At 65.7% G+C, this 21,250-nt stretch carries 20 protein-coding genes; 10 read left to right on the forward strand and 10 right to left on the reverse strand.

The features are described 5' to 3' along the window. The coding region (locus NFX52_RS22425; RefSeq protein WP_252635828.1) for an SPOR domain-containing protein at positions 1 to 671 on the forward strand (671 nt) is incomplete at its 5' end. A gap of 107 nt (positions 672 to 778) precedes the next feature. After that, the gene (locus tag NFX52_RS22430; RefSeq protein WP_055393326.1) at positions 779 to 1,531 is read left to right on the forward strand and encodes a GDSL-type esterase/lipase family protein; all 753 of its coding nucleotides are present in this window, start codon (positions 779 to 781) and stop codon (positions 1,529 to 1,531) included. Positions 1,532 to 1,556: 25 nt separating this feature from the next. Here NFX52_RS22430 and NFX52_RS22435 read toward each other — a convergent pair whose 3' ends face one another. Then, positions 1,557 to 2,333, reverse strand: coding sequence for an alpha/beta fold hydrolase (locus tag NFX52_RS22435; protein WP_238385447.1), 777 nt, complete (start codon positions 2,331 to 2,333; stop codon positions 1,557 to 1,559). A 13-nt stretch (positions 2,334 to 2,346) separates the two neighbouring features. After that, complete coding sequence (locus tag NFX52_RS22440) at positions 2,347 to 3,357, reverse strand: M14 family zinc carboxypeptidase (protein ID WP_055393338.1); 1,011 nt, start codon at positions 3,355 to 3,357, stop codon at positions 2,347 to 2,349. Positions 3,358 to 3,538: 181 nt separating this feature from the next. Between NFX52_RS22440 and NFX52_RS30910 the strand changes: the two genes are divergently transcribed. The 3 genes from NFX52_RS30910 to NFX52_RS22450 all read left to right on the forward strand — a co-directional run bounded on the left by NFX52_RS30910 (position 3,539) and on the right by NFX52_RS22450 (position 4,533). Beyond that, complete coding sequence (locus tag NFX52_RS30910) at positions 3,539 to 3,670, forward strand: hypothetical protein (RefSeq protein WP_255354175.1); 132 nt, start codon at positions 3,539 to 3,541, stop codon at positions 3,668 to 3,670. Next, on the forward strand, positions 3,642 to 3,803 hold the full coding sequence (locus tag NFX52_RS22445; RefSeq protein WP_202907101.1) for a hypothetical protein: 162 nt from the start codon (positions 3,642 to 3,644) through the stop codon (positions 3,801 to 3,803). Before NFX52_RS30910 ends, NFX52_RS22445 begins: the two co-directional genes overlap by 29 nt. Positions 3,804 to 4,059: 256 nt before the next feature. Beyond that, complete coding sequence (locus NFX52_RS22450) at positions 4,060 to 4,533, forward strand: HU family DNA-binding protein (protein ID WP_055393323.1); 474 nt, start codon at positions 4,060 to 4,062, stop codon at positions 4,531 to 4,533. A 140-nt stretch (positions 4,534 to 4,673) separates the two neighbouring features. Here NFX52_RS22450 and NFX52_RS22455 read toward each other — a convergent pair whose 3' ends face one another. The 4 genes from NFX52_RS22455 to NFX52_RS22470 all read right to left on the reverse strand — a co-directional run bounded on the left by NFX52_RS22455 (position 4,674) and on the right by NFX52_RS22470 (position 9,669). After that, complete coding sequence (locus tag NFX52_RS22455) at positions 4,674 to 6,473, reverse strand: feruloyl-CoA synthase (RefSeq protein WP_055393335.1); 1,800 nt, start codon at positions 6,471 to 6,473, stop codon at positions 4,674 to 4,676. 289 nt (positions 6,474 to 6,762) lie between these two features. Then, positions 6,763 to 7,704: a 3-hydroxyacyl-CoA dehydrogenase NAD-binding domain-containing protein gene (locus NFX52_RS22460; protein ID WP_207402106.1), complete on the reverse strand. Its 942-nt coding sequence runs from the start codon at positions 7,702 to 7,704 to the stop codon at positions 6,763 to 6,765. Positions 7,705 to 7,715: 11 nt separating this feature from the next. Then, a complete protein-coding gene (locus tag NFX52_RS22465) occupies positions 7,716 to 8,708 on the reverse strand; it encodes a Bug family tripartite tricarboxylate transporter substrate binding protein (RefSeq protein ID WP_055393333.1) in 993 nt (330 codons plus the stop codon). 40 nt (positions 8,709 to 8,748) lie between these two features. After that, complete coding sequence (locus tag NFX52_RS22470; protein ID WP_055393320.1) at positions 8,749 to 9,669, reverse strand: beta-keto acid cleavage family enzyme; 921 nt, start codon at positions 9,667 to 9,669, stop codon at positions 8,749 to 8,751. 130 nt (positions 9,670 to 9,799) lie between these two features. Here NFX52_RS22470 and NFX52_RS22475 point away from each other — a divergent pair, with 130 nt between their 5' ends. Next, on the forward strand, positions 9,800 to 10,492 hold the full coding sequence (locus NFX52_RS22475) for a Crp/Fnr family transcriptional regulator (RefSeq protein WP_055393318.1): 693 nt from the start codon (positions 9,800 to 9,802) through the stop codon (positions 10,490 to 10,492). A 49-nt stretch (positions 10,493 to 10,541) separates the two neighbouring features. On the opposite strand, the gene NFX52_RS22480 is transcribed toward NFX52_RS22475, so the two are convergent. Genes NFX52_RS22480 through NFX52_RS22495 form a run of 4 tightly spaced genes read right to left on the reverse strand, consistent with a single transcriptional unit; the run spans position 10,542 to position 15,042 of the window. After that, positions 10,542 to 11,369 carry an alpha/beta fold hydrolase gene (locus NFX52_RS22480; protein WP_055393316.1) on the reverse strand — a complete coding sequence of 276 codons (828 nt, stop codon included), beginning with the start codon at positions 11,367 to 11,369 and terminating at the stop codon, positions 10,542 to 10,544. Beyond that, on the reverse strand, positions 11,366 to 12,916 hold the full coding sequence (locus NFX52_RS22485) for a benzoate-CoA ligase family protein (protein ID WP_055393314.1): 1,551 nt from the start codon (positions 12,914 to 12,916) through the stop codon (positions 11,366 to 11,368). Before NFX52_RS22485 ends, NFX52_RS22480 begins: the two co-directional genes overlap by 4 nt. 48 nt (positions 12,917 to 12,964) lie before the next feature. Beyond that, positions 12,965 to 14,515, reverse strand: coding sequence for a 3,4-dehydroadipyl-CoA semialdehyde dehydrogenase (locus tag NFX52_RS22490; protein WP_055393312.1), 1,551 nt, complete (start codon positions 14,513 to 14,515; stop codon positions 12,965 to 12,967). A 59-nt stretch (positions 14,516 to 14,574) separates the two neighbouring features. Further along, positions 14,575 to 15,042: a 4-hydroxylaminobenzoate lyase gene (locus NFX52_RS22495; RefSeq protein WP_055393310.1), complete on the reverse strand. Its 468-nt coding sequence runs from the start codon at positions 15,040 to 15,042 to the stop codon at positions 14,575 to 14,577. 262 nt (positions 15,043 to 15,304) lie between these two features. Between NFX52_RS22495 and NFX52_RS22500 the strand changes: the two genes are divergently transcribed. From NFX52_RS22500 to boxA, 4 genes are all read left to right on the forward strand, one after another. Next, positions 15,305 to 16,246 (forward strand): helix-turn-helix transcriptional regulator, encoded by a 942-nt coding sequence (locus tag NFX52_RS22500; RefSeq protein WP_055393330.1) that lies wholly within the window; start codon positions 15,305 to 15,307, stop codon positions 16,244 to 16,246. Between the two features lie 179 nt (positions 16,247 to 16,425). Continuing rightward, positions 16,426 to 18,090, forward strand: a complete 1,665-nt coding sequence (gene boxC / locus NFX52_RS22505) for a 2,3-epoxybenzoyl-CoA dihydrolase (RefSeq protein ID WP_055393308.1) — start codon at positions 16,426 to 16,428, stop codon at positions 18,088 to 18,090. A 45-nt stretch (positions 18,091 to 18,135) separates the two neighbouring features. After that, the gene (gene boxB / locus NFX52_RS22510) at positions 18,136 to 19,563 is read left to right on the forward strand and encodes a benzoyl-CoA 2,3-epoxidase subunit BoxB (RefSeq protein ID WP_055393306.1); all 1,428 of its coding nucleotides are present in this window, start codon (positions 18,136 to 18,138) and stop codon (positions 19,561 to 19,563) included. Positions 19,564 to 19,728: 165 nt separating this feature from the next. Next, on the forward strand, positions 19,729 to 21,015 hold the full coding sequence (boxA, locus tag NFX52_RS22515) for a benzoyl-CoA 2,3-epoxidase subunit BoxA (protein ID WP_055393328.1): 1,287 nt from the start codon (positions 19,729 to 19,731) through the stop codon (positions 21,013 to 21,015). Positions 21,016 to 21,250 lie beyond the last annotated feature (235 nt).

The following is a 21,250-nucleotide window of genomic DNA, read 5'->3' on the forward strand; positions in this document are numbered from 1 at the left end:
CCGTTCCGGTTCCCGCGCAAAAGCCCCCGGCCCCGGCCCTTGCCGCCACCACGGCCTCAACCTCAGCCGCTTCGGCCGTGGCAACAGCCGCGCCCGCCGTGGCTGCGTCTGCACCGGTGGCGCCACCCACCGCCACGCCTGCCGCCCCGGCAACCCCAGCTCCGAAGACTGTGGCCCCTGCCAGCACACCGGCGCAGCCCGCGGAGGCCAGCCGCCCCACTCCATCTGCAAGCTCTGCAGCCACCAAGGCGTCCAAAACACCCGCTTCAGCACCCGCCACGGCAGCCCCCAAGCCCTCCGCCAAGTCAACGCCGCCCGCCGAGCCCGCCAGCCGCGCGGCCTCTGCGGCCAAGGCAAAAACCAAAGCAGCCAAAACCGCCAAAACCCCTGCCTCGGCCGCTGCGCCAGCAGCCTCAGCCCCCTTGCCCACCGTGGGCACGGCGGCGGGCTACTACATCAACGTGGGGCTGTTTGCCGACGAAGCCAACGCCCGCAAGGCCCAGGCCCGCCTGCTCAATGAGGGGCTGCCCGCCTTTCGCCAGGAGCTGAACAACGCCAAGGGCCGCCGCATCCGCGTGCGCGTGGGGCCTTACGAAAGCCGGGCGAAGGCCGAGGCTGCGGCCGCGTCGATCCGGGCGATGGCGCTGGAAGCTGTGGTTTTCAAGCAGTAGCCGACCGTAGCGGCGCGCCCGTCCTACTCGCTCCGTTGCCCGCCACCGACGCATCCGGCCCCTGCCCGCCGGTAGGCTGCAGCAAGGTCCTACTCTTGCTCCAGCCCATGAAACACGCCGTCCGCACCCGCCCCGCATCCTCGCGCCGCAGGGTGCGTCTGTTGGCCATTGCCACAGGCGCACTCTTGCTCACCGCCTGCGCGCCCTGGCGCATGTGGACTGCCGCAGACCTGGCCCGCGCGGCCCAGCCCTACACGGCGCAACCGGCTCAACCCGTGCGGCGGGTTCTGGTGGTGGGCGACAGCACGGCCGTGGGCACGGGGGCCAATGCCCCGCTCGACAGCCTGCCCGGGCGCATCGGCCAGGACCACCCGAAGTGGCACATCGACAACCTGGCCGCCAACGGCGCACGCTACGCCGACGTGGCCGCCCAGCTGGAACGGGCGTCTGCAGGCTACGACCTGGTGCTGGTGCTCGCGGGGGGCAACGACGTGATCCGGTTGACCGCGCTGGACACCCTGCGCCCCCAGATCGAGCAGGTGGCAGCCCTTGCACAACAAAAGGGCCAGCACGTGGTGCTGATGCCGTGTGGCAACGTGGGGCATGCGCCGTTTTTCATCCCCCCGGTTTCGTGGGTGATGTCGCACCGCTCTGAGGACCTGCACGCCATCGTCAAAGACGTTGCAGCCACAAGCCAGGCGCGCTATGTGCGCCTGCTCAAGCCACGCGATGAAGACCCGTTCGTGGCCCGCAGCAAGGCATTGAACGCCGCCGACGGGCTGCACCCCAGCAGCGCTGGCTACGAGGAGTGGTACCGCGAACTGGTGGCCCAGGGCGGGCTTGCCGGTCTGGGGGAGTGAACGCCAGTGCTGGATATGCGCCCTCTCACAGCGAGCCCTCCATCCAGGACCGCACCTGCCCAATAACCCACTGCGCGTCATCCAGCGGCAGGTCATGTCCGGCCAACGGGTGCATCTGCAGCGGCACCCCCCACGCCCGTGCAATGGCCTGCGAACACCGGCAGGACACCAGCCCGTCGTTCTGGCTGGCCAACAGCAGGATGCGGGGGCTTTCCGAGACCGGCACCAGGGGCGCTGCAACAGGTGCCGTGTAGCGCGCTGCAGCCAGCAGCTGGCGCAGGGCGTTGGATGCCGACACCGGTCGCTGCCTGCGCAGGGCCACCCAATCGCCTACCACCGCCCCCCTGGCGTGGGCAAGGTTGCTGGTCATTCGCAGCACGGTCTTTTCAATGGTGAGCGGGCTGCTCCAGGGCGCGGCACAGCGCAGCACCTGCAGATAACTGGCTGGCCGCAGCCGTTGGTAGAAGGGGCTGAAGGGCCGCAGGCTGGTGTTGATCAACACACAGCCCACCAGCTCCTCGGGCGCTACCCGCGCCCACTCGACCGCCACCATGGCGCCCAGCGACATGGCCAGCACCCGAAACGGTGGCCGCACGCCCTGCGCGGCCAGCTCGGCGCGGCAGCTATCCACCATGCCCCGCACCGTGGCGGGCGACACGGCCCGGTGCAGCAGGCCATTGCCCGGCAGGTCTTGCGCCACAACGCGGGCACCCGGCAAGGCGTGCCTGAATGCGTCGGCAAACGAGCCCCAGTGCGCGGCCTCGCGCGTAAGGCCCCTGAGCAGAATCCACGGATGGTGCATGGTGGACACCTCTTCAGTACCACGCGGCCAGGGCATCCGCCCTGCGCTGCGCCCGCGCTTCGGGGGCTGGCACCCAGCGCTCATGGCTGCAGGCAGCGCGGGCCAGAAAATCGAGCAGTGACAGATGGCGCCGCAGCACCCGCTGCTGGCGGTGGTTGATGAGTGGGTTGAAGATGCCGTTGCGCGAGAACAGCTGGCGCGGGTTCTTCTTGATCCACAGCCACGACCCCATCTCCAGCGTAAGCGGCAGGAAGGTGTGTGTGGGCACTTCGCGGCAGGCCTGCAGGTACAGGTGGTCCCACAGGTCGCCGTGCGCCAGGTACTGGGCGCTTTGCGGCTCGATGACGTACTGGTGGTGGCTGTGGGCCTGCAGAAAGATCTCCTGCAGCGCATGCAGCTCGGCCAGGTGCGCAATGGGCTTGCGCGTGTGGGCAAACGGAAACCACAGGCGGTCGCGCACGCCAAACCCCGAATGGCAGTCGATGGCCATGCTGAACGGCCGCGCCAGCAACTCCTGGGCCACCACCTCGCACAGCGCCTGGCTTTCTGCCTCCATGGCATCGCCCGCGCGCCCCCGGTACCAGGGCAGCCCCGCGCTGATGCGCTGCCCGCCGATCCACGGCGGCACGCGGTCGGTGGCATCGACCGGGGCGTTGCGCATGAGGTCCACCCCGCGTGGGTTAGCGCGTGTGGCGGCCCACATGCCGCCCGGGTTGACGAGGGGCATGAACACCAGGCGCATCTGCTCCAGCTGGCGGTGCAGCGTGGTGTCCCACTGCAGCCGCATGACCACGTTCTGCAAGTAAGCGATGACCACCTCGGCGCCGATGCGCTCGAGCCCATGCACGCCGCCGAAGAAGCCCACGGCAGGCACGTCCAGCGACGGGTTGCCCACGCCAATGGCATGGATAGGAAAACAATGGCCTGACGCCAGCTGCACCTGCCGAACCACCTGCACCTGCAGATGGGGCGCCCCCAGCTCGATGATTTTTTCGAGCGCCAGCAGCTCGGGCAGCGTGTTCATGGTGGATGGCGATGGCGGCGTGGGGCCGTGCAGCAAGGCGATAGGCAGCAAGCATAGCCCCGGCCCGCACGCGCCAACAGCGCCATGACGCATCTGTGTGAATTCGGCGAAACGACTCGGAACTGTCACACAAGCGCGTTAACTTGCCCGCAGACACAACCCTTCGAAGAGGCACATGATCATGCTCTGGAGATTGCTCGGACTGCAGCGGCTGCTGGATGAACTCTTCGATGCCCCGGGCTGGCCCAGCTTCGATTTGCCCAGCCCCGACGGATGGACCCACTATGAAGACGCAGCCGCAGCGCAGGACTGAGGTGCACCGCATCGCCTTGCTGTGCGGCACCCTCGGCTGTGCGCTGGTCTGGGGTCTGGTGGAGTTGCTGGCGCTGCAGCGCCAGCGCTACCACCAGTGGCGCCAACGCCACGAGACCCCTGCGCACCGCTGACGCAGCAGCAAGACGGACACACGCGTGCATGCATGCATGCGAGCGCGTGATCGCACGCAGCACACACGGCCTTCAGCAGACGCCAACTGCGCACGGCCCCTCACTCGCAGCGTCTTTCTACAGCCCTTCTCAGAAGCCTCTAATGCTGGCGGGTCTTCGTTTTTGCACGGTATGCCGCAGTCGCACCTAAAATTGCGCACCTTCCCTTCATTGGGGGGAGGCATATTGAAACTCTGAACAAAGAAGAATCACCATCATGGCAACTGCAAAAAAGACTCCAGCGCCCGCAAAGAAGGCCGTCAAGGCGGCAGCGCCTGCTGCTGCAAAGAAGGCGGCACCTGCCGCCAAGAAGGCTGCAGCCCCCGCAGCGAAGAAGGCCGCCGCACCCGTGGCCAAGCCTGTTGCTGCAGGCATCAAGCCGATCAAGACTGCCTTCAACAAGACCACGCTGATCGCCCACCTGGCCGAGCAGGCTGGTGTGGAATCCAAGGCCACCAAGGCCGTGCTGGCCGCACTCGAAGCCACCATCCTGGGTTCGGTGCACAAGAAGGGCTCCGGCGAATTCACGCTGCCCGGCCTCATGAAAATCGGCCTGCAGCAAATCCCCGCCAAGAAGAAGCGCTTCGGCAAAGACCCCTTCACCGGTGAAGAGCGCTGGTTCCCCGCCAAGCCTGCAGCCGTGAAGATCAAGACCCGCGCGCTGAAGAAGCTCAAGGACGCCACGGTCTGATCTCAGCCGTTGCGAAGGGCGTGACAGGGTGATGCCCCATCATTCCTTCTCCGCAAAAAAAGGACCCGTTGCCCCAGGCAGCGGGTCCTTTTTTACGGCTGGATTCAAAAAGCCGCAGAAGGCGCTGCCACGGCACCCCGTCAGATTGAGATCACGTTGGGGGCAGCAGGGCTGGCATGCAGCAGCTCGACCTGTGCAGCACGGCGCGAGAGCACAGCGCCCTGGTTGATGTAGCCCTTGTCGGTGATTTCTCCAGCATCGGGGTCGGGCGGCGCCGCCATCACCAGTGCACGCGCGGGGCACTGCGATGAACCCGCGCCAGCAGTGCGGCGGGCCTGCATGACACCGCGCAGGGCGTCGTCCAGCCGCGCGCGGTCCGCTGCACCGGCGACAGAGGGAAACACCAGCATGCCCACTTCGTCCCGGTTGTGGCCCGTAAGCACGAGGTCCTGCACCAGGGGGGCCAACTCGGACACCAGTTCCACCCGCAGCGTGCCCACCGACACCCAGCTCCCGCTGGAGAGCTTGAAATCCTCGGCCACCCGGCCGTTGAAGACCACGCCACACTCCGGCCGCACAGGGTCCACCAGGTATCCCGCGTCACCGATGCGGTAGAAGCCATCGCTGTCAAACGCGGCGGCCGTCTCGGAGGGTGCATTGCGGTAGCCCGGAAACACCGATACACCCTTGACCCGCATTTCGAGCTTGCTGCCGTTGGGCACCAGCTTGAGTTCAAGCCCGGGCAACGGCGCACCGATACAGCCAGCGCCCTCCATGCGCCAGTGGGCGCTGGTCACTGCGGGCGATGTCTCCGTGGAGCCCCAGGACGTGGTCAGCCACAGCGGCGACGCGGGCCGCACGCGTGCTGCCACGGCCTCCAGCCGCTGCCAGGTGGAAGGGGCCAGCGCTGCCGCGGCATAGAACGCCAGGCGCATGCGCGAGAGGATTTCAGCGGCCAGCGCGGCGTCTGCCTCCAGAAACGGCAACAGCATGTCGAAACCACGCGGAACATTGAAGAGCATCGTCGGCTTCACATCGCGCAGGTTGCGCACCGTCTTCTCGATAAGCCCTGGCACGGGCCGCCCTTCATCGATGTAGAGCGCGCCCCCATGGCACAGCACCATGTTGAGGTTGTGGTTGCCGCCAAAGGTGTGGCTCCACGGCAGCCAGTCCACCAGCACAGGCTTTTCGCGGGCCAGGAACCGCCAGGTCTGGGCCATCATCTGCTGGTTGGCGCACAGCATGCGGTGGGTGTTGATGACCACCTTGGGATGGCCCGTGGAGCCCGACGTCAGCAGGTACTTGGCAGGGTCGTCGGGCTGGATGGCCTCAAACGCCTGCGACACGGCCGGGCTTTCCACGCCCGCCAGCAGTTGAGCAAAAGGCAAGGCGCCAGGCACGGCCTCGGCATGGCGGCTGAAGACCTTGACGGCATCGGACGCATACCCCGCCAGGGCGGGCGCGTAGACCGAGGCGTCCGATGCATAAACCAGCGAAGGCTCCAGCACCGCAAGCATGCTGTGCAGGCGGCCCGTGTCTCGGGATCGTGCATAGGCGCTCGACAAGGAACAGGGCGTGATGCCCACATGCATCGCCGCCAGCATGAGCACCGCGTGGTCTACCGCGTTGTCGGAAAGAATGGCGATGGGGCGGCCCGCCGGCAGCTTCAGGTCCAGCAATGACTGCGCAACGGCGCCCACAGCCTGGCGCAATTCGCCATAGGTCAGGGTGCGCCAGTGCTCGGCCGTCTCGTCACGCTCCGCCAAGGCCAGCGCGTGGGGTGTCTCGCGCGCCCACTGCTCCACCCATTCACCGATGCAGCGCGCATACGCGCCCAGCGCCACGGGGGAACGCAATACGAACGAGCCGTCGTCCTGATGGACCAACACCGTGGCGGGCGGTGCGATTTGGTTTTCATCGCCAAGAAATTCGGGGTGCATGGTGTGGGTGGTCTCTCGTGTTCTTGGGGCAGCAACAAAAATGGGCAACACAGCGCTAACCAGCGGCGCGGCGGTGCGCAGCACCACTGCTGGAAGCGCTTGGTTGAACCCGTCGAATAAACCCATGCGGCAGGACCGCACGGTGCAATAGCGGATTCAGACCGGCGAACAAAACTCAGCGAAGCGGTTCTGGCCGGGCGCTGCGTCGCAGGCAGTACGGGTAGTACGGGTAGTACGGGTAGTACGGCAAGACGCGGCAACAACGCCAGCAGGGTTCTGTTGGCCGCTCTCAGTCCAGGACGCGGGCATCTTGCTTGGCACGCAGAAGGTCTACCAGCAAGGCGTCGCGTGCAGCCACCAGTTCCGCACTGGTTCTCCCTCCAAGCGCCTGCGTAACGCCGTCAGCGACACGGCTTTGCAGCGCTGGCGTCATCTGCGGAGCCCCCAGGTCCTGCCACCAGTCTTCGATGGGGCCGCCGAGGTGCGCGAGCAAATGGGCGATTCCACCTTCGCCGCCGGAGAGGTGCAAGTTCATGAAAGGCCCCATCAGCGCCCAGCGCAGCCCCGGGCCATGGGCAATGGCGGTGTCGATGTCGCTCACACTGGCAACCCCCTCGTGGACCAGATGAAACGCCTCCCGCCACAGCGCCGCCTGCAGGCGGTTGGCAATGTGCCCCTTGATTTCGCGCCGAACATGGATGGGGCGCTTACCGATGGCGGTGTAGAAATCCATCGCGGTAGTGATCGCCTGGGCCGATGTCTTTTCGCCTCCTCCCACCTCCACCAGCGGGATCATGTGCGGGGGGTTGAACGGATGGCCCAGCACCACGCGCTCCGGGTGTTTGCACTGGGCCTGCATGGCCGTAACAGACAGCCCTGAAGAACTGGAAGCCAGGATGGCATGCGACGGGGCGGCTTCGTCTATGCGGCGCAGCAGATCCACCTTGAAGTCCAGCCGCTCCGGCCCGTTTTCCTGCACGAAGTCCGCCTGCCCCACGGCGTCCTCCAGCCGAGCATGAAAGTGCAGCCTTGCCGTGCTGGCGCCCGGCGCAAGCCCTTGCCGTTGGAGCACCGGCCAGTGCTGTGCCACGGCATCGTGCAGGCGCTGCTCGGCCCCCGGAGAAGGATCGTGGGCATCCACGTCCAGCCCCCGGGCGAGAAAGTACGCAGCCCAGCTTGCACCAATGACGCCAGTGGCAACCACCGCCACCCGGTTCACGGAAGCATCCATGTCCGTGCCCTTCAGGACTCGGCCGTGAAGCCGATCTTCTTGACCAGAGGCCCCCAGCGATCTGCCTCCGCCTGTTGCGATGCGGCCATCTCTGCGGCGGTGGAGCCCTTGGCAATCAGACCAACCACAGCCAGGCTGTCGATCACCGACTTTTCCTTGATCGCCGTGTTGATGGCAGCGTTGGCGGCTGCAACCACGCTGGCCGGTGTCTTGGCGGGTGCGTAGAAGCCAAACCACTCCTCGGTCGTCAGCTCAGGGAAGCCCTGCTCTGCAAAGGTGGGCACCTCGGGCGAGAACGGCGAACGCGCCTGGCCAGAGGTGGCGATCAACCGCAGCTTGCCCGCCTTGTGGTTGGGAATGAAGTCGCCGCTGGGCGTCACCATGGAGGCAATCTGCCCACCCACCACATCGGTCACACCGGGTATGGAGCCCCGGTAGGGCACATGCTTGAGGTCCACACCGTTGTTCAGCCCCAGCAGCGCACCGATGAAATGGGGGGTAGAGCCCGCCGCTGGCGAGCCGTAGTTGGCCTGCCCCGGGTTCGCCTTGGCCCAGGCCAGGAAGTCCTTCACGTTCTTCACCGAGGCTGGCACCAGCGGCCCCACGGCCAGCCCATGGTGCATAACGGCGGCGATGGACACCGCCACGAAGTCTTTCGTGGGGTCGTAACTGAGTTTGCTGTAGATGTGCGGATAGATGGACGTGCAGGAAAACGGCGACAGCGTGAGCACGCTGCCATCGGTGGGGGCGCCCTTGAGCGCCTCCAGCGCAATGCGCCCGCCGGCACCGGGCTTGTTCTCCACCACGGCGGCATTGCGGGTATAGGACGAGCCCGCCAGCTTCTCACCCACCCGGCGCGCCACGCTGTCACCCGCGCTGCCCGCCGGGAAGCCGTAGAAAATCTTCACCTGCTCCAGCGTCTGGGCCATCGCGCTCCAGGGAGTCAGTGTCCCCAGCGCGGTTGCATAGCCCAGGTGGTTCATGAATTGGCGGCGTGTCTGCATCATCTGTCTCCTCTTTCTTGGTGGGTGAAATCGCAACAACTCAATCGATCGCAAAGGCGGGGCGAACTCCGCCTGCGCGGGGCAGACCCATGAGGGCGCGGGCCTCTGCCGGCGAAGCGGGCTCCATGTCCAGCTCCCGAATGATGCGCACGATGCGCTCCGTCAGCTGCACATTGGTGGCCAGTTCGCCCTGGCGGAAATACAGGTTGTCCTCCAGCCCCACGCGGGCATGCCCACCCAGCAGCAGCGCCGCCACATTGGCTTCGAGCTGCGAGGGGCCGATGCCACTCACGCAAAAGATGCTGTTGCGCGGCAGGGTGTCCACCATCATCTGCAGGTAGCGCGGCGAATACGGCATGGCGTTCTGGAAGCTGCGGTGCACGTTCATCACGAGGTTGATGAAATGCGGGCCCTCGTCGTGCCCCTCATCGATCAAGGTGGTGGCATCCTGCAGGATGTGTGTAGGGCTGAACACCTCCCACTCGGGCTTGATGCCGCGTGCCTTCATGCCCAGTGCCAGTTCGCGCCCTTTGCTGAGCGGGGTGTCCATGAGGATCTCGCGGCCGTCAAAGCTCAGATTGAGCGTGGTGGCATCCAGGGTGCACATCTCGGCCCCCGCATCCATGCCCTTGATGCGCTCTTCCCAGGCGATCTCCCAGCGGTCACCGGATAGCGGCCGCACCATGTCGCCATGCACACCACCGCCGGTAGAGTTGTTGATGACGATGTCGCAGCCTTTGGCCCGGATGCGGGTGTTGATGTCGCGGTAGATATCTGCGTTGCAGGTGGCGCCATCATCCGGGCGCCGCGCATGGATGGCCACCACGCTGGCCCCTGCGTTCCAGCACCGCTGCACATCGTCGGCAATTTCACCGGGCTGGGTGGGCAGGTGCGGGTTCTGCGACTTGTGGGCCATGCCACCGGTGGGAGCGATGGTGACGATGACTTTGCGCTTTGTCATGACATGGACTGGTGGAAAATGGTAATGCACCCATTATTTTTTTTAGCGTCTGCATACTCAGTCATCGCGATGACATTTGGACTCAGGGTATACGAGGGCGCCTTTCTCCTTCACTCTGGAGCCTCACACCATGCTGGTCAAACTGGCGCCGCCGACGGTCGCCGATCTCCTGAAAAACTCAGCCTGGTTTCCCTTGCTGGACGAGAGCGCACAGCGACGCGTCCTGGACGACCTGCGTGAAGTCGAAGTGGCCCAGGGCAGCGCCCTGTGCCGGCGCGGCGACGTCCCCCTGCACTGGTACGGTGCCGTTGAAGGACTGCTCAAGTGGACCGTGACCTCGGACAACGGGCGCTCGGTGACCCTCGGCGGTCTTTCTGCAGGCAGCTGGTTTGGTGAAGGAACCCTGCTGCGTGGCGTGCCGCGCACGGCGGACATCATTGCGCTGCGCCCCAGCCGGGTTGCGCTTTTACCCGTGGACACCTTTGAATGGCTGCACGCCACCCAGCGCAGTTTCGACCACTTTCTGCTGCGCCAGATCAACGAGCGCATGCACTGGTTTCTGGGCAATTTCACGGCCCACCATCTGCTGGACACGGACAGCCAGGTGGCGCGGGCGCTGGCAGGTCTTTTCCACCCCTGGCTGCACCCTGGCAGCGACCCTCACCTGCAGGTATCGCAGGAGGAAATCGCCAATCTGTCCGGTGTCTCGCGCCAGCGCTGCAACGCTGCACTCAAGCGCCTGGAAGCCGAGGGTGTGCTGCAGATCGAGTACGGCGGTATCACTGTGGTGAACCTGGAAGAACTGCGCCGCAGAGTGGAATAAGGGCCGGCGCGGCGTTCGATGGGCGCAGGTGTGCAGGCCTATCGGGTGTTCACGGATTTCGGCCTGCTGCCATCACGAACGCCAATGTCGCAGCGATCACATCGTCGGAACGATCGCGGTGGGGTGAATGCGCGCAATCGGACAGTTCCAGCAGCTGCGTTCCGGGCACACGGGCGGCAATGCCGTGGATCTGTGCCAGCGTGCCGTACTCGTCATTGAGCCCCTGCACAGCCAGTGTGGGCACACACACGGTCTCCAGCTCTTTTTCGATGTTCCACGCGCGAAATGTCGGGTCGAGCCAGATGCGGTTCCAGCCCCAGAAAGCGGAGTCCGGGTCGTCGTGGTAACGACCCAGCTTGCGGGGCAGGTCGGTGGTCTGGTAGGCGTCCCGCGCCTGCTCAATGTTCTGGATGGTCACATCCTCCACAAAGAGGTGGGGCGCCAACACCACCAGACCGCTGACCCTCTGCGGGAACATCGATGCATACAGCAAGGCAATGGATGCGCCATCACTGTGGCCCAAAAACCAGGGCGGCTCGCTAACGCCCACAGCCTCCAAAAAAGCAGGCAATACCTCCCGCGCCTGCCGGTGCATGAAGTCCACACCCCAGGCTTCATCGGGCGCCCGTGGGGTGGAACGCCCATACCCCGGCCGCGAGAACACCAGACCCCGAAAGCATCCCGCCTCGCACAGCTGCTGCGGGAAGCCCTTCCACATCGCCAGCGACCCCAGCCCCTCGTGCAGGAACACCACCAAAGGTGCAGACCGGCGCTCTGGCGCAATCCACTGGTATTCCACCTGCACCGGCCGACCTCGCCAGTCAATGGCGGCCCATTCGCTACCCCCGCTGGTACCGTCGCGGATGCCCCCGTTCACGCTCGGGCCTCCAGCTCGCGCAGCCTGAAACGCTGGATCTTGCCCGTGGCGGTCTTGGGCAGCTCCGGTACGAACTCGATGAAACGCGGGTACTTGTAGGGCGCGAGTTTCTCCTTCACGAAGGCTTTGAGCTCGTCTTGCGTCGCGGCCTTGCCATCCTTGAGCACCACAAACGCCTTCGTCTTGGTGAGGCCGTCTGCGTCCTGCTTGCCGATCACGGCGGCCTCCAGCACGGCGGTGTGCTGCATCAGCGTGGCCTCCACCTCGAACGGCGAGACGTAGATGCCGCTGACCTTGAGCATGTCGTCGCTGCGGCCTGCGTAGGTGTAATAGCCGTCCGCGTCGCGCACATACTTGTCGCCGCTTTTGGTCCACCCGCCCTGGAAGGTGTCGCGCGTCTTCTCGCGGTTGTTCCAGTACATCAAAGCAGCGCTGGGGCCCCGGATGTAGAGGTCGCCCACCTCGCCGTCGGGCACGCTCTTGCCGTCCTCGCCACGCAGTTCCACCTCGTAGCCCGGCACGGGCTTGCCGGTGGTGCCATAACGGATGTCGCCCGGGCGGTTGGACAAAAAGATGTGCAGCATCTCGGTGGAGCCAATGCCATCGATGATGTCGCAGCCAAAGTGCGCCTTGAAGCGCTGCGCGATCTCTGCGGGCAGCGCCTCGCCCGCCGAGGAGCACATGCGCAACGCCACCGCCGCACGCGCTGGCAGCCGGGGTGATGCGAGCATGCCCGCGAAGCCTGTGGGGGCGCCAAAAAACACCGTGGGCTGGTGGTCCACCCAGCGCTTGAAGGTGGCATCGGGCGTGGGCCGCTCGGCCATCAGCACCACAGTGGCGCCCACGGACAGCGGGAAGGTGAGCGCATTGCCCAGGCCGTAGGCGAAGTACAGCTTTGCGGCTGAGAAACAGACGTCCTGCTGGGTGAGGCCGAGCACCGGCTTGCCATACAGCTCGGCCGTCCACCACAGGTTGCCGTGGGTGTGCACCGTGCCCTTGGGCTTGCCCGTAGAGCCCGACGAATAAAGCCAGAAGCCCGGGTCGTCCGCGCCGGTGGGCGCTGGTGCGGCCAACGGAGACGCACTGTTCAAGGCCGCCTCCAGATCGCGGGCACCTGCATGCAGCTTGCCCACCGGCAGCGATACCAGCAGCGTGCCCACTTCATGAGGACCGCGCGCCATGGCCTCGGACAATACAGGCAGCAAGGCCCCCGATACCAGCGCCGCCTGCGCCCGGCTGTGCGCCAGCATGTAGGCATAGTCGTCTGCGGTCAGCAGGGTGTTGACCGCCACCGGCACCACCCCTGCATACAGGCAGCCCAGAAAGCACACGGGCCAGTCGCTGGTGTCGTGCATCAGCAGCAGCACCCGCTCTTCGCGCCGCACCCCCGCCTCGGCCAGCACGCTGGCCAGCCGCCGAGCGCGATCTTCCAAATCGCCATAGCTCAGGCGCCCCCGGTCGTCGATGTAGGCCGTGCGCTCGGCATGCGCCCGGTTCAGGTCGAACAGATGTTCGGCGAAATTGAATCGCTCTGGCAGGCTGGTCATGGGGATGTCTCCGTATTGTTCTGGGCAATTTACAGGCCTTGGCAGGCCTCATAGACCGAGCGATGCCAACACACCTGGGCTGGCCTGCACCGCGCTGCGCTGGTGGTAAAAGTCGAGCGCACGCAAGCCGCCCAGCTCTGCACCGCCGCCAGCGCGCCCCGGGCCACCGTGCTGCGACATGGGCATCACATTGCCGTGCCCCGTGTGGGTCTGCGCCACATCGGGTGTGACGACATGCACGCGCCCGTGGCTCGCGGCCAGCTGCACCGCTGCGTCGGCCAGTGCGGCCTCATCAGCACCAAACAGCGATGTCACCAACGACCCCTGGCCCCGGTGCGACAGCGCCAGGGCATGGTCCAGGTCACGGTAGGGCAGCAGCGTGGCAACAGGGCCGAATACTTCCATGTCGTGCACCGCAGATGCCGCATCGGCATCGCGCGCACCCAGCAGCACCGGGCCCATGCAGGCCGCCACGGCAGGGTCGGCATCCACCAGTGGGCGTGCGCGGCCGTCGTGCAGCATGTCGGTGTGGGCACCCAGAGCCGCCAGCCCCTCGCGCACCGCGTGCAGTTGCGCCGTGCTGACCAGGGAGCCCATGCGCACGCTTTCGTTGCGCGGGTTGCCCACGGAGATGCCTGCGAGCTTGGCACCGATGGCCTCGGCCGCAGCGTCGTATACCGCAGCGGGCACCAAAATGCGGCGGATCGCCGTGCACTTCTGCCCGGACTTGACCGTCATCTCGCGCACCACTTCACGCACCAGCAGGTTGAAGGCATCGCTGCCCACGGTGGCGTCGGGCAGCAGGAGGGCAGAGTTCAGGCTGTCGGCCTCGATATTGGCCCGCACCGAGCGGTGCGCCACGGCCGGGTGCGACCGGATGACGCCCGCAGTTTCTGCCGAGCCCGTGAAGGAGACCACATCGAAAGGCTGCAGCTGGTCCATCAAACCCGCAGAGCTGCCCGCGATGACCGACAGCGCCCCCGCAGGCAGTACGCCCGCATCGATCACATCCTTCACCATGCGCTGCGTGAGCCAGGCCGTGGCGGTGGCGGGCTTGACGATCACCGGGACGCCAGACAGCAACGCAGGCGCCGCCTTCTCCCACAGCCCCCAGGCCGGAAAGTTGAAGGCATTGATGAACAGCGCCACACCCCGCGTGGGCACCTGCAGGTGCTGCGACAAAAAGACCGGCTCCTTGCCCAGCTTGACCGCGTCGCCATCGCGCAGCACCCGCACATCACCCAGCGCATCGCCCCACCGCGCGTACTGGCCGAGGGTAAAGATGCCGCCGTCGATGTCCACCGCCGAATCGTTCTTCACCGTGCCAGAGTTGGCGGTTGCAATGTCGTAGTAACTCCCACGGTGTGCCTGCAGTACCTTCACCACCGCCGCCAGTAGCGCGGCCCGCTCACGGTAGCTCATGGCGCGCAAGGCGGCGCCGCCGCGATCCCGTGCAAAGGCAAAGGCTTCCGGCAGATCCAGCCCCGTGCAATCGACGCGCACCAGCGCGTCGCCCAACACCGGGTCGCTGAGCACGGTGCCCGGGCCGTTTCCGGTTTGCCAGCGTCCAGCGGCAAAGTTGGCCAGAAGTTCAGTCATGCAGGTCTTTCAAAAAAAGGGATCGGTATGGCGAGAAGCGCCAGAAAGGAGGGACCGCTTTAACGCGTGAACAGGATCTGCCCTTCCGGCAGCAGATAGAGCACCAGCGCACGCCCCTGGGCCACCGTGGGGCGGTGGGCGCTGGCCGGTGGATAGACGCACCACCCAGCGGGGTGCCCGTCGAAGGTGGCACCGGCCGTGAGCGGCATGATCAAATCGATTTCCCCCAGCGGATGGCTGTGGTGAGGGCCCGCAATGTCCTGCATGTCCACCACATCGACGGAAAAGCGGTGCAGCGCATCGTCAGCCTTGAAGACGCGGCCGTAGCGGACGCCGCCACCTTCGCGGTCGCACAGCCACCCCTCTTCCACGCCCACCAGGCAGGCCGCCTTGAGCCCTGCATAGGCAGCGCTGTCAGGCCCATGGGTCTGGTTGAGCCAGTCCTGCAGTTCGGAATCCAGAGGTCGCCCGGCGATCTGCGCGGTCAGATCCACCAGGGCTTGATGAAATGCGGCTTTGTGGGGCATGGCTTCTCGGGGGCTAGGAAAATGGGGGCCCGCACACCTTTTTGATCTGTATCCTTGTGGATTTTTCAGATGTGCAGTATTTTGCTTGCACATGAACGATAGGTAATGCATGGCTGAATGTCAAGCACTATAGTGCATAAATTGTTTTCACCGAAGGGGGGGGGAAAGCGCCGTGGTGAGGCGCCCCTGAGCGCACCCGACCTGCCAATACCCACCAATACCCGCCAATGGGCTGTAAGAACCTGTTCCAAGAAAGATGGGCATGACCGAACAAGAAGACGCAGAAACCGCGCTCTCCACGCCTGCCGACAACATGCCGGGGGCTGCGGAAGAGGCCAAGAACCCCCTGCTGGTCGCGCTGGGCGAGCGCGTGCGCAACCTGCGCGCACAGCGCGGCCTCACGCGCAAGGCCGTGGCGGTGGCGGCCGACGTGTCCGAGCGGCACCTGGCCAACCTCGAATACGGCACCGGCAACGCGTCCATCCTGGTGCTTCAGCAAGTGGCAGGCGCCCTGCACTGCTCGCTGGCCGAGCTGGTGGGCGACTTCACCACACGCTCGCCGGAATGGCTGCTGATCCGGGAGCTGCTGGAGCACCGCAGCGAGCCCGAGTTGCGCCGCGCGCGGCTGGCGCTGCACGAACTGTTGAGCGGCGGTGGCAGCGACACGGCACGCCATAGGCGCATCGCACTCATTGGCTTGCGGGGCGCGGGCAAATCCACCCTGGGCCCCCTGCTGGCGCGCGACCTGGACGTGCCCTTTATTGAGCTGAGCCGCGAGATCGAAACCCTGGCGGGCTGCAGCGTGCGGGAAATCCACGACCTGTACGGCACCACGGCCTACCGCCGCTACGAACGCCGCGCACTCGAAGAAACCGTGCAGATCCACAGCGAAGTGGTGATCGCCACACCCGGTGGCATCGTCTCGGACCCCGCCACCTTCAACGAGCTGCTGGCGCACTGCACCACCGTGTGGCTGCGCGCCGCGCCTGAGGAACACATGGGCCGCGTGCTGGCCCAGGGCGACATGCGCCCCATGGCCGCCAGCAAGGAGGCCATGGACGACCTGCGCCGCATTCTGGAAGGGCGCGCGGCCTTCTATTCCAAAGCCGACCTCACCATCGACACCTCCGGGAGCAGCCTGGAAGACAGCCTGCAGCAACTGCGCACCGGAGTGCGCAAGCTGATGACCGCCCGGCCAGGCTGACCTCCTCCCCACCACCAGCCAACAGCCCCGACGCTCTCCGGGGCTGCCGCCGCGTGGTTTCAGAAAAATCCTCAGAAAACAGCGACATGCATTGACTTGCCTGCTGATATGCACGATGATGCACATCAACGATGCATTTAATGCACTATTATTCCTGTTAGCAGATGGATGGAGACCTCATGACCACACCCGCCCCCACCCGCGTGGACTACCGCACCGATCCCACCCAATACCGCCACTGGACGCTGGCCGTAGACGGCCCGGTGGCGCGCCTGTCGCTCGACATCGCCGAAGACGGTGGCATCCGCCCCGGCTACAAGCTCAAGCTCAACAGCTATGACCTGGGTGTGGACATCGAGTTGCACGACGCACTCAACCGCATCCGCTTCGAGCACCCTACGGTGCGCACCGTCATCGTCACCAGCGCCAAGGACCGCATCTTTTGTTCGGGCGCCAACATCTTCATGCTGGGTGTCTCCAGCCACGCCTGGAAGGTGAACTTCTGCAAGTTCACGAACGAGACGCGAAACGGCATCGAGGATTCGTCCAAACACTCGGGCCTGAAGTTCGTCGCCGCCGTGAATGGCGCATGCGCGGGCGGTGGCTACGAGCTGGCCCTGGCCTGCGACGAGATCGTGCTGGTGGACGACCGCTCGTCGGCCGTGTCGCTGCCTGAAGTGCCGCTCCTGGGCGTGCTGCCCGGCACCGGCGGCCTGACCCGCGTGACCGACAAGCGCCATGTGCGCCACGACCTGGCCGACATCTTCTGCACCAGTGTGGAAGGTGTGCGCGGCCAGCGCGCGGTGGACTGGCGCCTGGTGGACCGCATCGCCAAGCCGGCGCAATTTGCCGCCGCCGTCGATGAAACCGCCGCACGTCTGGCCGAAGGCAGCCCCCGCCCTGCCAACGCACAGGGCGTGCCCCTGACCCGCGTGGAGCGCGAAGAAAGTGCCGACAGCCTGCGCTACGCACACGTCAGCGTGGACATCGACCGCACCCGCCGCACCGCCACGCTCACGCTGAAGGCCCCCACCGGCGCGCAACCCACGGACATCGCTGGCATCGAAGCCGCAGGCGCCGCCTGGTGGCCGCTGGCCCTGGCGCGCCAGCTGGACGACGCCATCCTGAACCTGCGCACCAACGAACTCGATATCGGCACCTGGCTGCTGAAGACCGAAGGCGACGGGGACGCCGTGCTGGCCAGCGATGCCACGCTGATCGCGCACCAGGACCATTGGCTCGTGCGCGAAACCATCGGCGCGCTGCGCCGCACCTTTGCACGGCTGGATGTATCGTCGCGCAGCCTGTTCGCACTGGTCGATTCGGGCTCGGCCTTCGCGGGCTCGCTGGCCGAACTGGCGTTGGCAGCGGACCGCACCTACATGCTCGCCCTGCCCGACGATGCCGAGCGCGCACCCAAGCTCACGCTCAACGAGTTCAACTTCGGACTGCTGCCAATGGTGAACGACCAGAGCCGCCTGCAACGCCGCTTCTACGAAGAAACCGCACCGCTGGAAGCCGCACGTGCCGTTGCCGGTAAGCCCCTGGATGCCGATGCCGCGCTTGCGCTCGGTTTGGTCACCGCAGCCCCGGACGACATCGACTGGGACGACGAGATCCGCATCGCCATCGAGGAGCGCGCGGCCATGTCGCCCGACTCGCTCACCGGGCTGGAGGCCAATCTGCGCTTTGCCAGCAAGGAGAACATGAACACCCGCATCTTCGGGCGCCTGACCGCCTGGCAGAACTGGATCTTCAACCGCCCCAACGCCGTGGGCGACAAAGGCGCGCTCAAGGTCTATGGCACGGGCCAGAAAGCCGGTTTCGACTTGAATCGCGTCTAGCCCCAACCCCGACCGTTCGGTTTTCCATCCAACGAGGAGACATCCATGAGCACCATCAACTACAGCGAGAAGATCCCCAACAACGTCAACCTCGGCGAAGACCGCACGCTGCAGCGCGCGCTCGAAGGCTGGCAGCCCAACTTCATCAACTGGTGGGACGACGTGGGCCCCGAGGGCTCCACCAACCACGAGGTGTACCTGCGCACCGCCGTGAGCGTGGACCCCAACGGCTGGGCGCAGTTCGGCCACGTGAAGATGCGCGACTACCGCTGGGGCATCTTTTTGAACCCCGGTGACACCAACCGCGAAATCCACTTTGGCGACCACAAGGGTGAAAAGGCCTGGCAAGACGTGCCCGGCGAGCACCGCGCCAACCTGCGCCGCATCATCGTGACGCAGGGCGACACCGAGCCCGCCTCGGTCGAGCAGCAGCGCCACCTGGGCCTGACGGCGCCCAGCATGTACGACCTGCGCAACCTGTTCCAGATCAATGTGGAAGAAGGCCGCCACCTGTGGGCCATGGTCTACCTGCTGCACAAGCACTTTGGCCGCGATGGCCGCGAAGAGGCCGAGGCACTGCTGCAGCGCACCTCGGGCGACGTGGACAACCCACGCATCCTGGGCGCGTTCAACGAGAAGACGCCCGACTGGCTGGCGTTCTTCATGTTCACCTACTTCACCGACCGTGACGGCAAGTTCCAGCTGGCAGCGCTGGCCGAGAGTGCCTTCGACCCGCTGGCGCGCACCACCAAGTTCATGCTGACCGAAGAGGCGCACCACATGTTTGTGGGCGAAAGCGGCATCTCGCGCGTGCTCAGCCGCACCGCGCAGGTGATGAACGACCTCAAGACCGACGACCCCGCCCGGGTGCGTGCGGCCGGCGCCATCGACCTGCCCACCATCCAACGTTACCTCAACTTCCACTACAGCGTAACCATCGACCTGTTCGGTGCCGACCAGTCCAGCAACGCCGCCACCTTCTACAGCTCGGGCCTCAAGGGCCGCTACGAAGAGGGCAAGCGGGGTGACGACCACATCCTCAAGGGCCAGACCTACAAGGTGCTGGAAGTTGTCAACGGCCAGTTGCAGGAGAAGGAAGTGCCCATGCTCAACGCCTTGAACGAGGTGCTGCGCGACGACTTCATCAAGGACTCGATGGCGGGCGTAGGCCGCTGGAACAAGGTGCTGGAAAAGGCCGGCATCCCCACGCGCCTGGCCGTGCCACACAAGGCCTTCAACCGCCAGATCGGGGCGCTGGCGGGCATCAAGATGTCACCCGACGGCCGCGTGGTGAGCGAAGCCGAATGGACAGCCCGCAAGGCCGAGTGGCTGCCCACGCCCGAGGACTTTGCCTTCGTTGCCTCGCTGATGGGGCGCGTGGTGGAGCCCGGCAAGTTTGCGGGCTGGATCGCGCCGCCGGTCATGGGCATCAACCGCCAGCCCGTCGACTTCGAATACGTGCGGTTTGGTTGATCCCCCTGAGCCGCTGCGCGCTTTCCCCCTGAAGGGGATGCCTCCAGCGGCCCGGCAAAGCCGGTTCCGCGATGGCACTGGCATCAGGTCGCGCCACTGCTTACCGCTGCGCGCAATGGCGCAAGGACATGGCACCGGAACAACTGTTGGAAGAAGAATATGGGCATGACCACCACCACGCTGATCGACAACGGCATCCTGAAGCAGCACCTGATCGACCCCGAGATCTGCATCCGCTGCAACACCTGCGAGGCCACCTGCCCGGTGGGTGCCATCACACACGACGACAACAACTACGTGGTGCGCGCCGATGTGTGCAACGGCTGCATGGCCTGCATCTCGCCCTGCCCCACCGGCTCCATCGACAACTGGCGCACCATGCCGCTGGCGCGCGCCTACACCATCGAAGAACAGCTCACCTGGGAAGAACTTCCGCCCGAACTCACGCCCGATGAACTGGCTGCCGAGGGTGTGGCAACGTCGACCGGCGATACAAAGCTGCCGTCCGCACCGGCTGCACCGACCACGCCCATGGAGCCGGGTACGCAGGCGTTCCGCTCGGCGCAATACGGCGCCACGGTGCCACCCTGGTCGGCCGCACACCCCTACACCAACCTGTTCCCCCCGAGGAGCCCCACCACCGCCACCGTGGTTGGCAACTTCAACTGCACCGAGGCGGGCTTTGAGAGCGAGACGCACCATGTGGTGCTCGACTTCGGGAGCATGCCGTTCCCGGTGCTGGAGGGGCAGTCCATCGGCATCATCCCGCCCGGCACCGACGCGCTGGGCAAGGCGCACCACGCGCGCCAGTACTCCATCGCCAGCCCGCGCAATGGCGAGCGGCCCGGCTATAACAACCTGGCGCTCACGGTAAAGCGCGTGACCACCGACCACGACGGCAACGCCGTGCGCGGCATCGCTTCCAACTTCGTGTGCGACCTGAAAGTGGGCGACAAGGTCCAGGTGGTGGGGCCGTTTGGAAGCTCCTTCCTGATGCCCAACCACCCGCGCTCGCACATCGTGATGATCTGCACCGGCACCGGCAGCGCCCCCATGCGCGCGATGACCGAATGGCGTCGGCGCCTGCGCAGCAGCGGCAAGTTTGAAGGCGGCAAGCTCATGCTGTTCTTCGGCGCACGCACGCAGCAGGAGCTGCCGTACTTTGGCCCGCTGCAAAACCTCCCCAAGGATTTCATCGACATCAACCTGGCGTTCTCCCGCACCGCCGGGCAGCCCAAGCGCTATGTGCAAGACCTGATGCGCGAGCGCGCCGCTGACCTGGCTGCGCTGCTGCGCGACGGCAACAGCCACTTCTATGTCTGTGGCCTGAAGAGCATGGAAGAAGGCGTGGTGATGGCCCTGCGCGACATCGCCAGCGAAGCCGGCCTGGAGTGGGACGCTGTGGGCGCCGCACTCCAGCGCGAAGGACGGTTGCACCTGGAGACCTACTGAGCTGCATCGCCGCCGGTCCGTAGGCCGGCGGCACGGGAAGTGCGCTGGTGGTGGTGCGCCTCCAGGTTGGTCGGATTGCGCATCAAATTTTGAGTGCAATAGGGCCCTAGCGCTTGGCGGCCTCAATTCTGAAGTGCAACACCGAGAATTGAGGCCAAGATGACACAGAAGAATTACCAGCAGTTGAGCCAGAGCGAACGCCACGCAATAGCCCTGGGACTGCAGCAAAAGCAAA

Origin of the sequence: Acidovorax facilis (assembly GCF_023913775.1) — a bacterium.
GTDB lineage: Bacteria > Pseudomonadota > Gammaproteobacteria > Burkholderiales > Burkholderiaceae_C > Acidovorax > Acidovorax facilis.

What these genes read in the sequence shown, in the direction of transcription:
- NFX52_RS22430 (WP_055393326.1), top strand. Translation starts at nt 779, where the DNA reads ATGAAACACGCCGTCCGCACCCGCCCCGCATCCTCGCGCCGCAGGGTG.
- NFX52_RS22435 (WP_238385447.1), bottom strand. Translation starts at nt 2,333, where the DNA reads ATGCACCATCCGTGGATTCTGCTCAGGGGCCTTACGCGCGAGGCCGCG.
- NFX52_RS22440 (WP_055393338.1), bottom strand. Translation starts at nt 3,357, where the DNA reads ATGAACACGCTGCCCGAGCTGCTGGCGCTCGAAAAAATCATCGAGCTG.
- NFX52_RS30910 (WP_255354175.1), top strand. Translation starts at nt 3,539, where the DNA reads ATGCTCTGGAGATTGCTCGGACTGCAGCGGCTGCTGGATGAACTCTTC.
- NFX52_RS22445 (WP_202907101.1), top strand. Translation starts at nt 3,642, where the DNA reads ATGAAGACGCAGCCGCAGCGCAGGACTGAGGTGCACCGCATCGCCTTG.
- NFX52_RS22450 (WP_055393323.1), top strand. Translation starts at nt 4,060, where the DNA reads ATGGCAACTGCAAAAAAGACTCCAGCGCCCGCAAAGAAGGCCGTCAAG.
- NFX52_RS22455 (WP_055393335.1), bottom strand. Translation starts at nt 6,473, where the DNA reads ATGCACCCCGAATTTCTTGGCGATGAAAACCAAATCGCACCGCCCGCC.
- NFX52_RS22460 (WP_207402106.1), bottom strand. Translation starts at nt 7,704, where the DNA reads ATGGATGCTTCCGTGAACCGGGTGGCGGTGGTTGCCACTGGCGTCATT.
- NFX52_RS22465 (WP_055393333.1), bottom strand. Translation starts at nt 8,708, where the DNA reads ATGCAGACACGCCGCCAATTCATGAACCACCTGGGCTATGCAACCGCG.
- NFX52_RS22470 (WP_055393320.1), bottom strand. Translation starts at nt 9,669, where the DNA reads ATGACAAAGCGCAAAGTCATCGTCACCATCGCTCCCACCGGTGGCATG.
- NFX52_RS22475 (WP_055393318.1), top strand. Translation starts at nt 9,800, where the DNA reads ATGCTGGTCAAACTGGCGCCGCCGACGGTCGCCGATCTCCTGAAAAAC.
- NFX52_RS22485 (WP_055393314.1), bottom strand. Translation starts at nt 12,916, where the DNA reads ATGACCAGCCTGCCAGAGCGATTCAATTTCGCCGAACATCTGTTCGAC.
- NFX52_RS22490 (WP_055393312.1), bottom strand. Translation starts at nt 14,515, where the DNA reads ATGACTGAACTTCTGGCCAACTTTGCCGCTGGACGCTGGCAAACCGGA.
- NFX52_RS22495 (WP_055393310.1), bottom strand. Translation starts at nt 15,042, where the DNA reads ATGCCCCACAAAGCCGCATTTCATCAAGCCCTGGTGGATCTGACCGCG.
- NFX52_RS22500 (WP_055393330.1), top strand. Translation starts at nt 15,305, where the DNA reads ATGACCGAACAAGAAGACGCAGAAACCGCGCTCTCCACGCCTGCCGAC.
- boxC (WP_055393308.1), top strand. Translation starts at nt 16,426, where the DNA reads ATGACCACACCCGCCCCCACCCGCGTGGACTACCGCACCGATCCCACC.
- boxB (WP_055393306.1), top strand. Translation starts at nt 18,136, where the DNA reads ATGAGCACCATCAACTACAGCGAGAAGATCCCCAACAACGTCAACCTC.
- boxA (WP_055393328.1), top strand. Translation starts at nt 19,729, where the DNA reads ATGACCACCACCACGCTGATCGACAACGGCATCCTGAAGCAGCACCTG.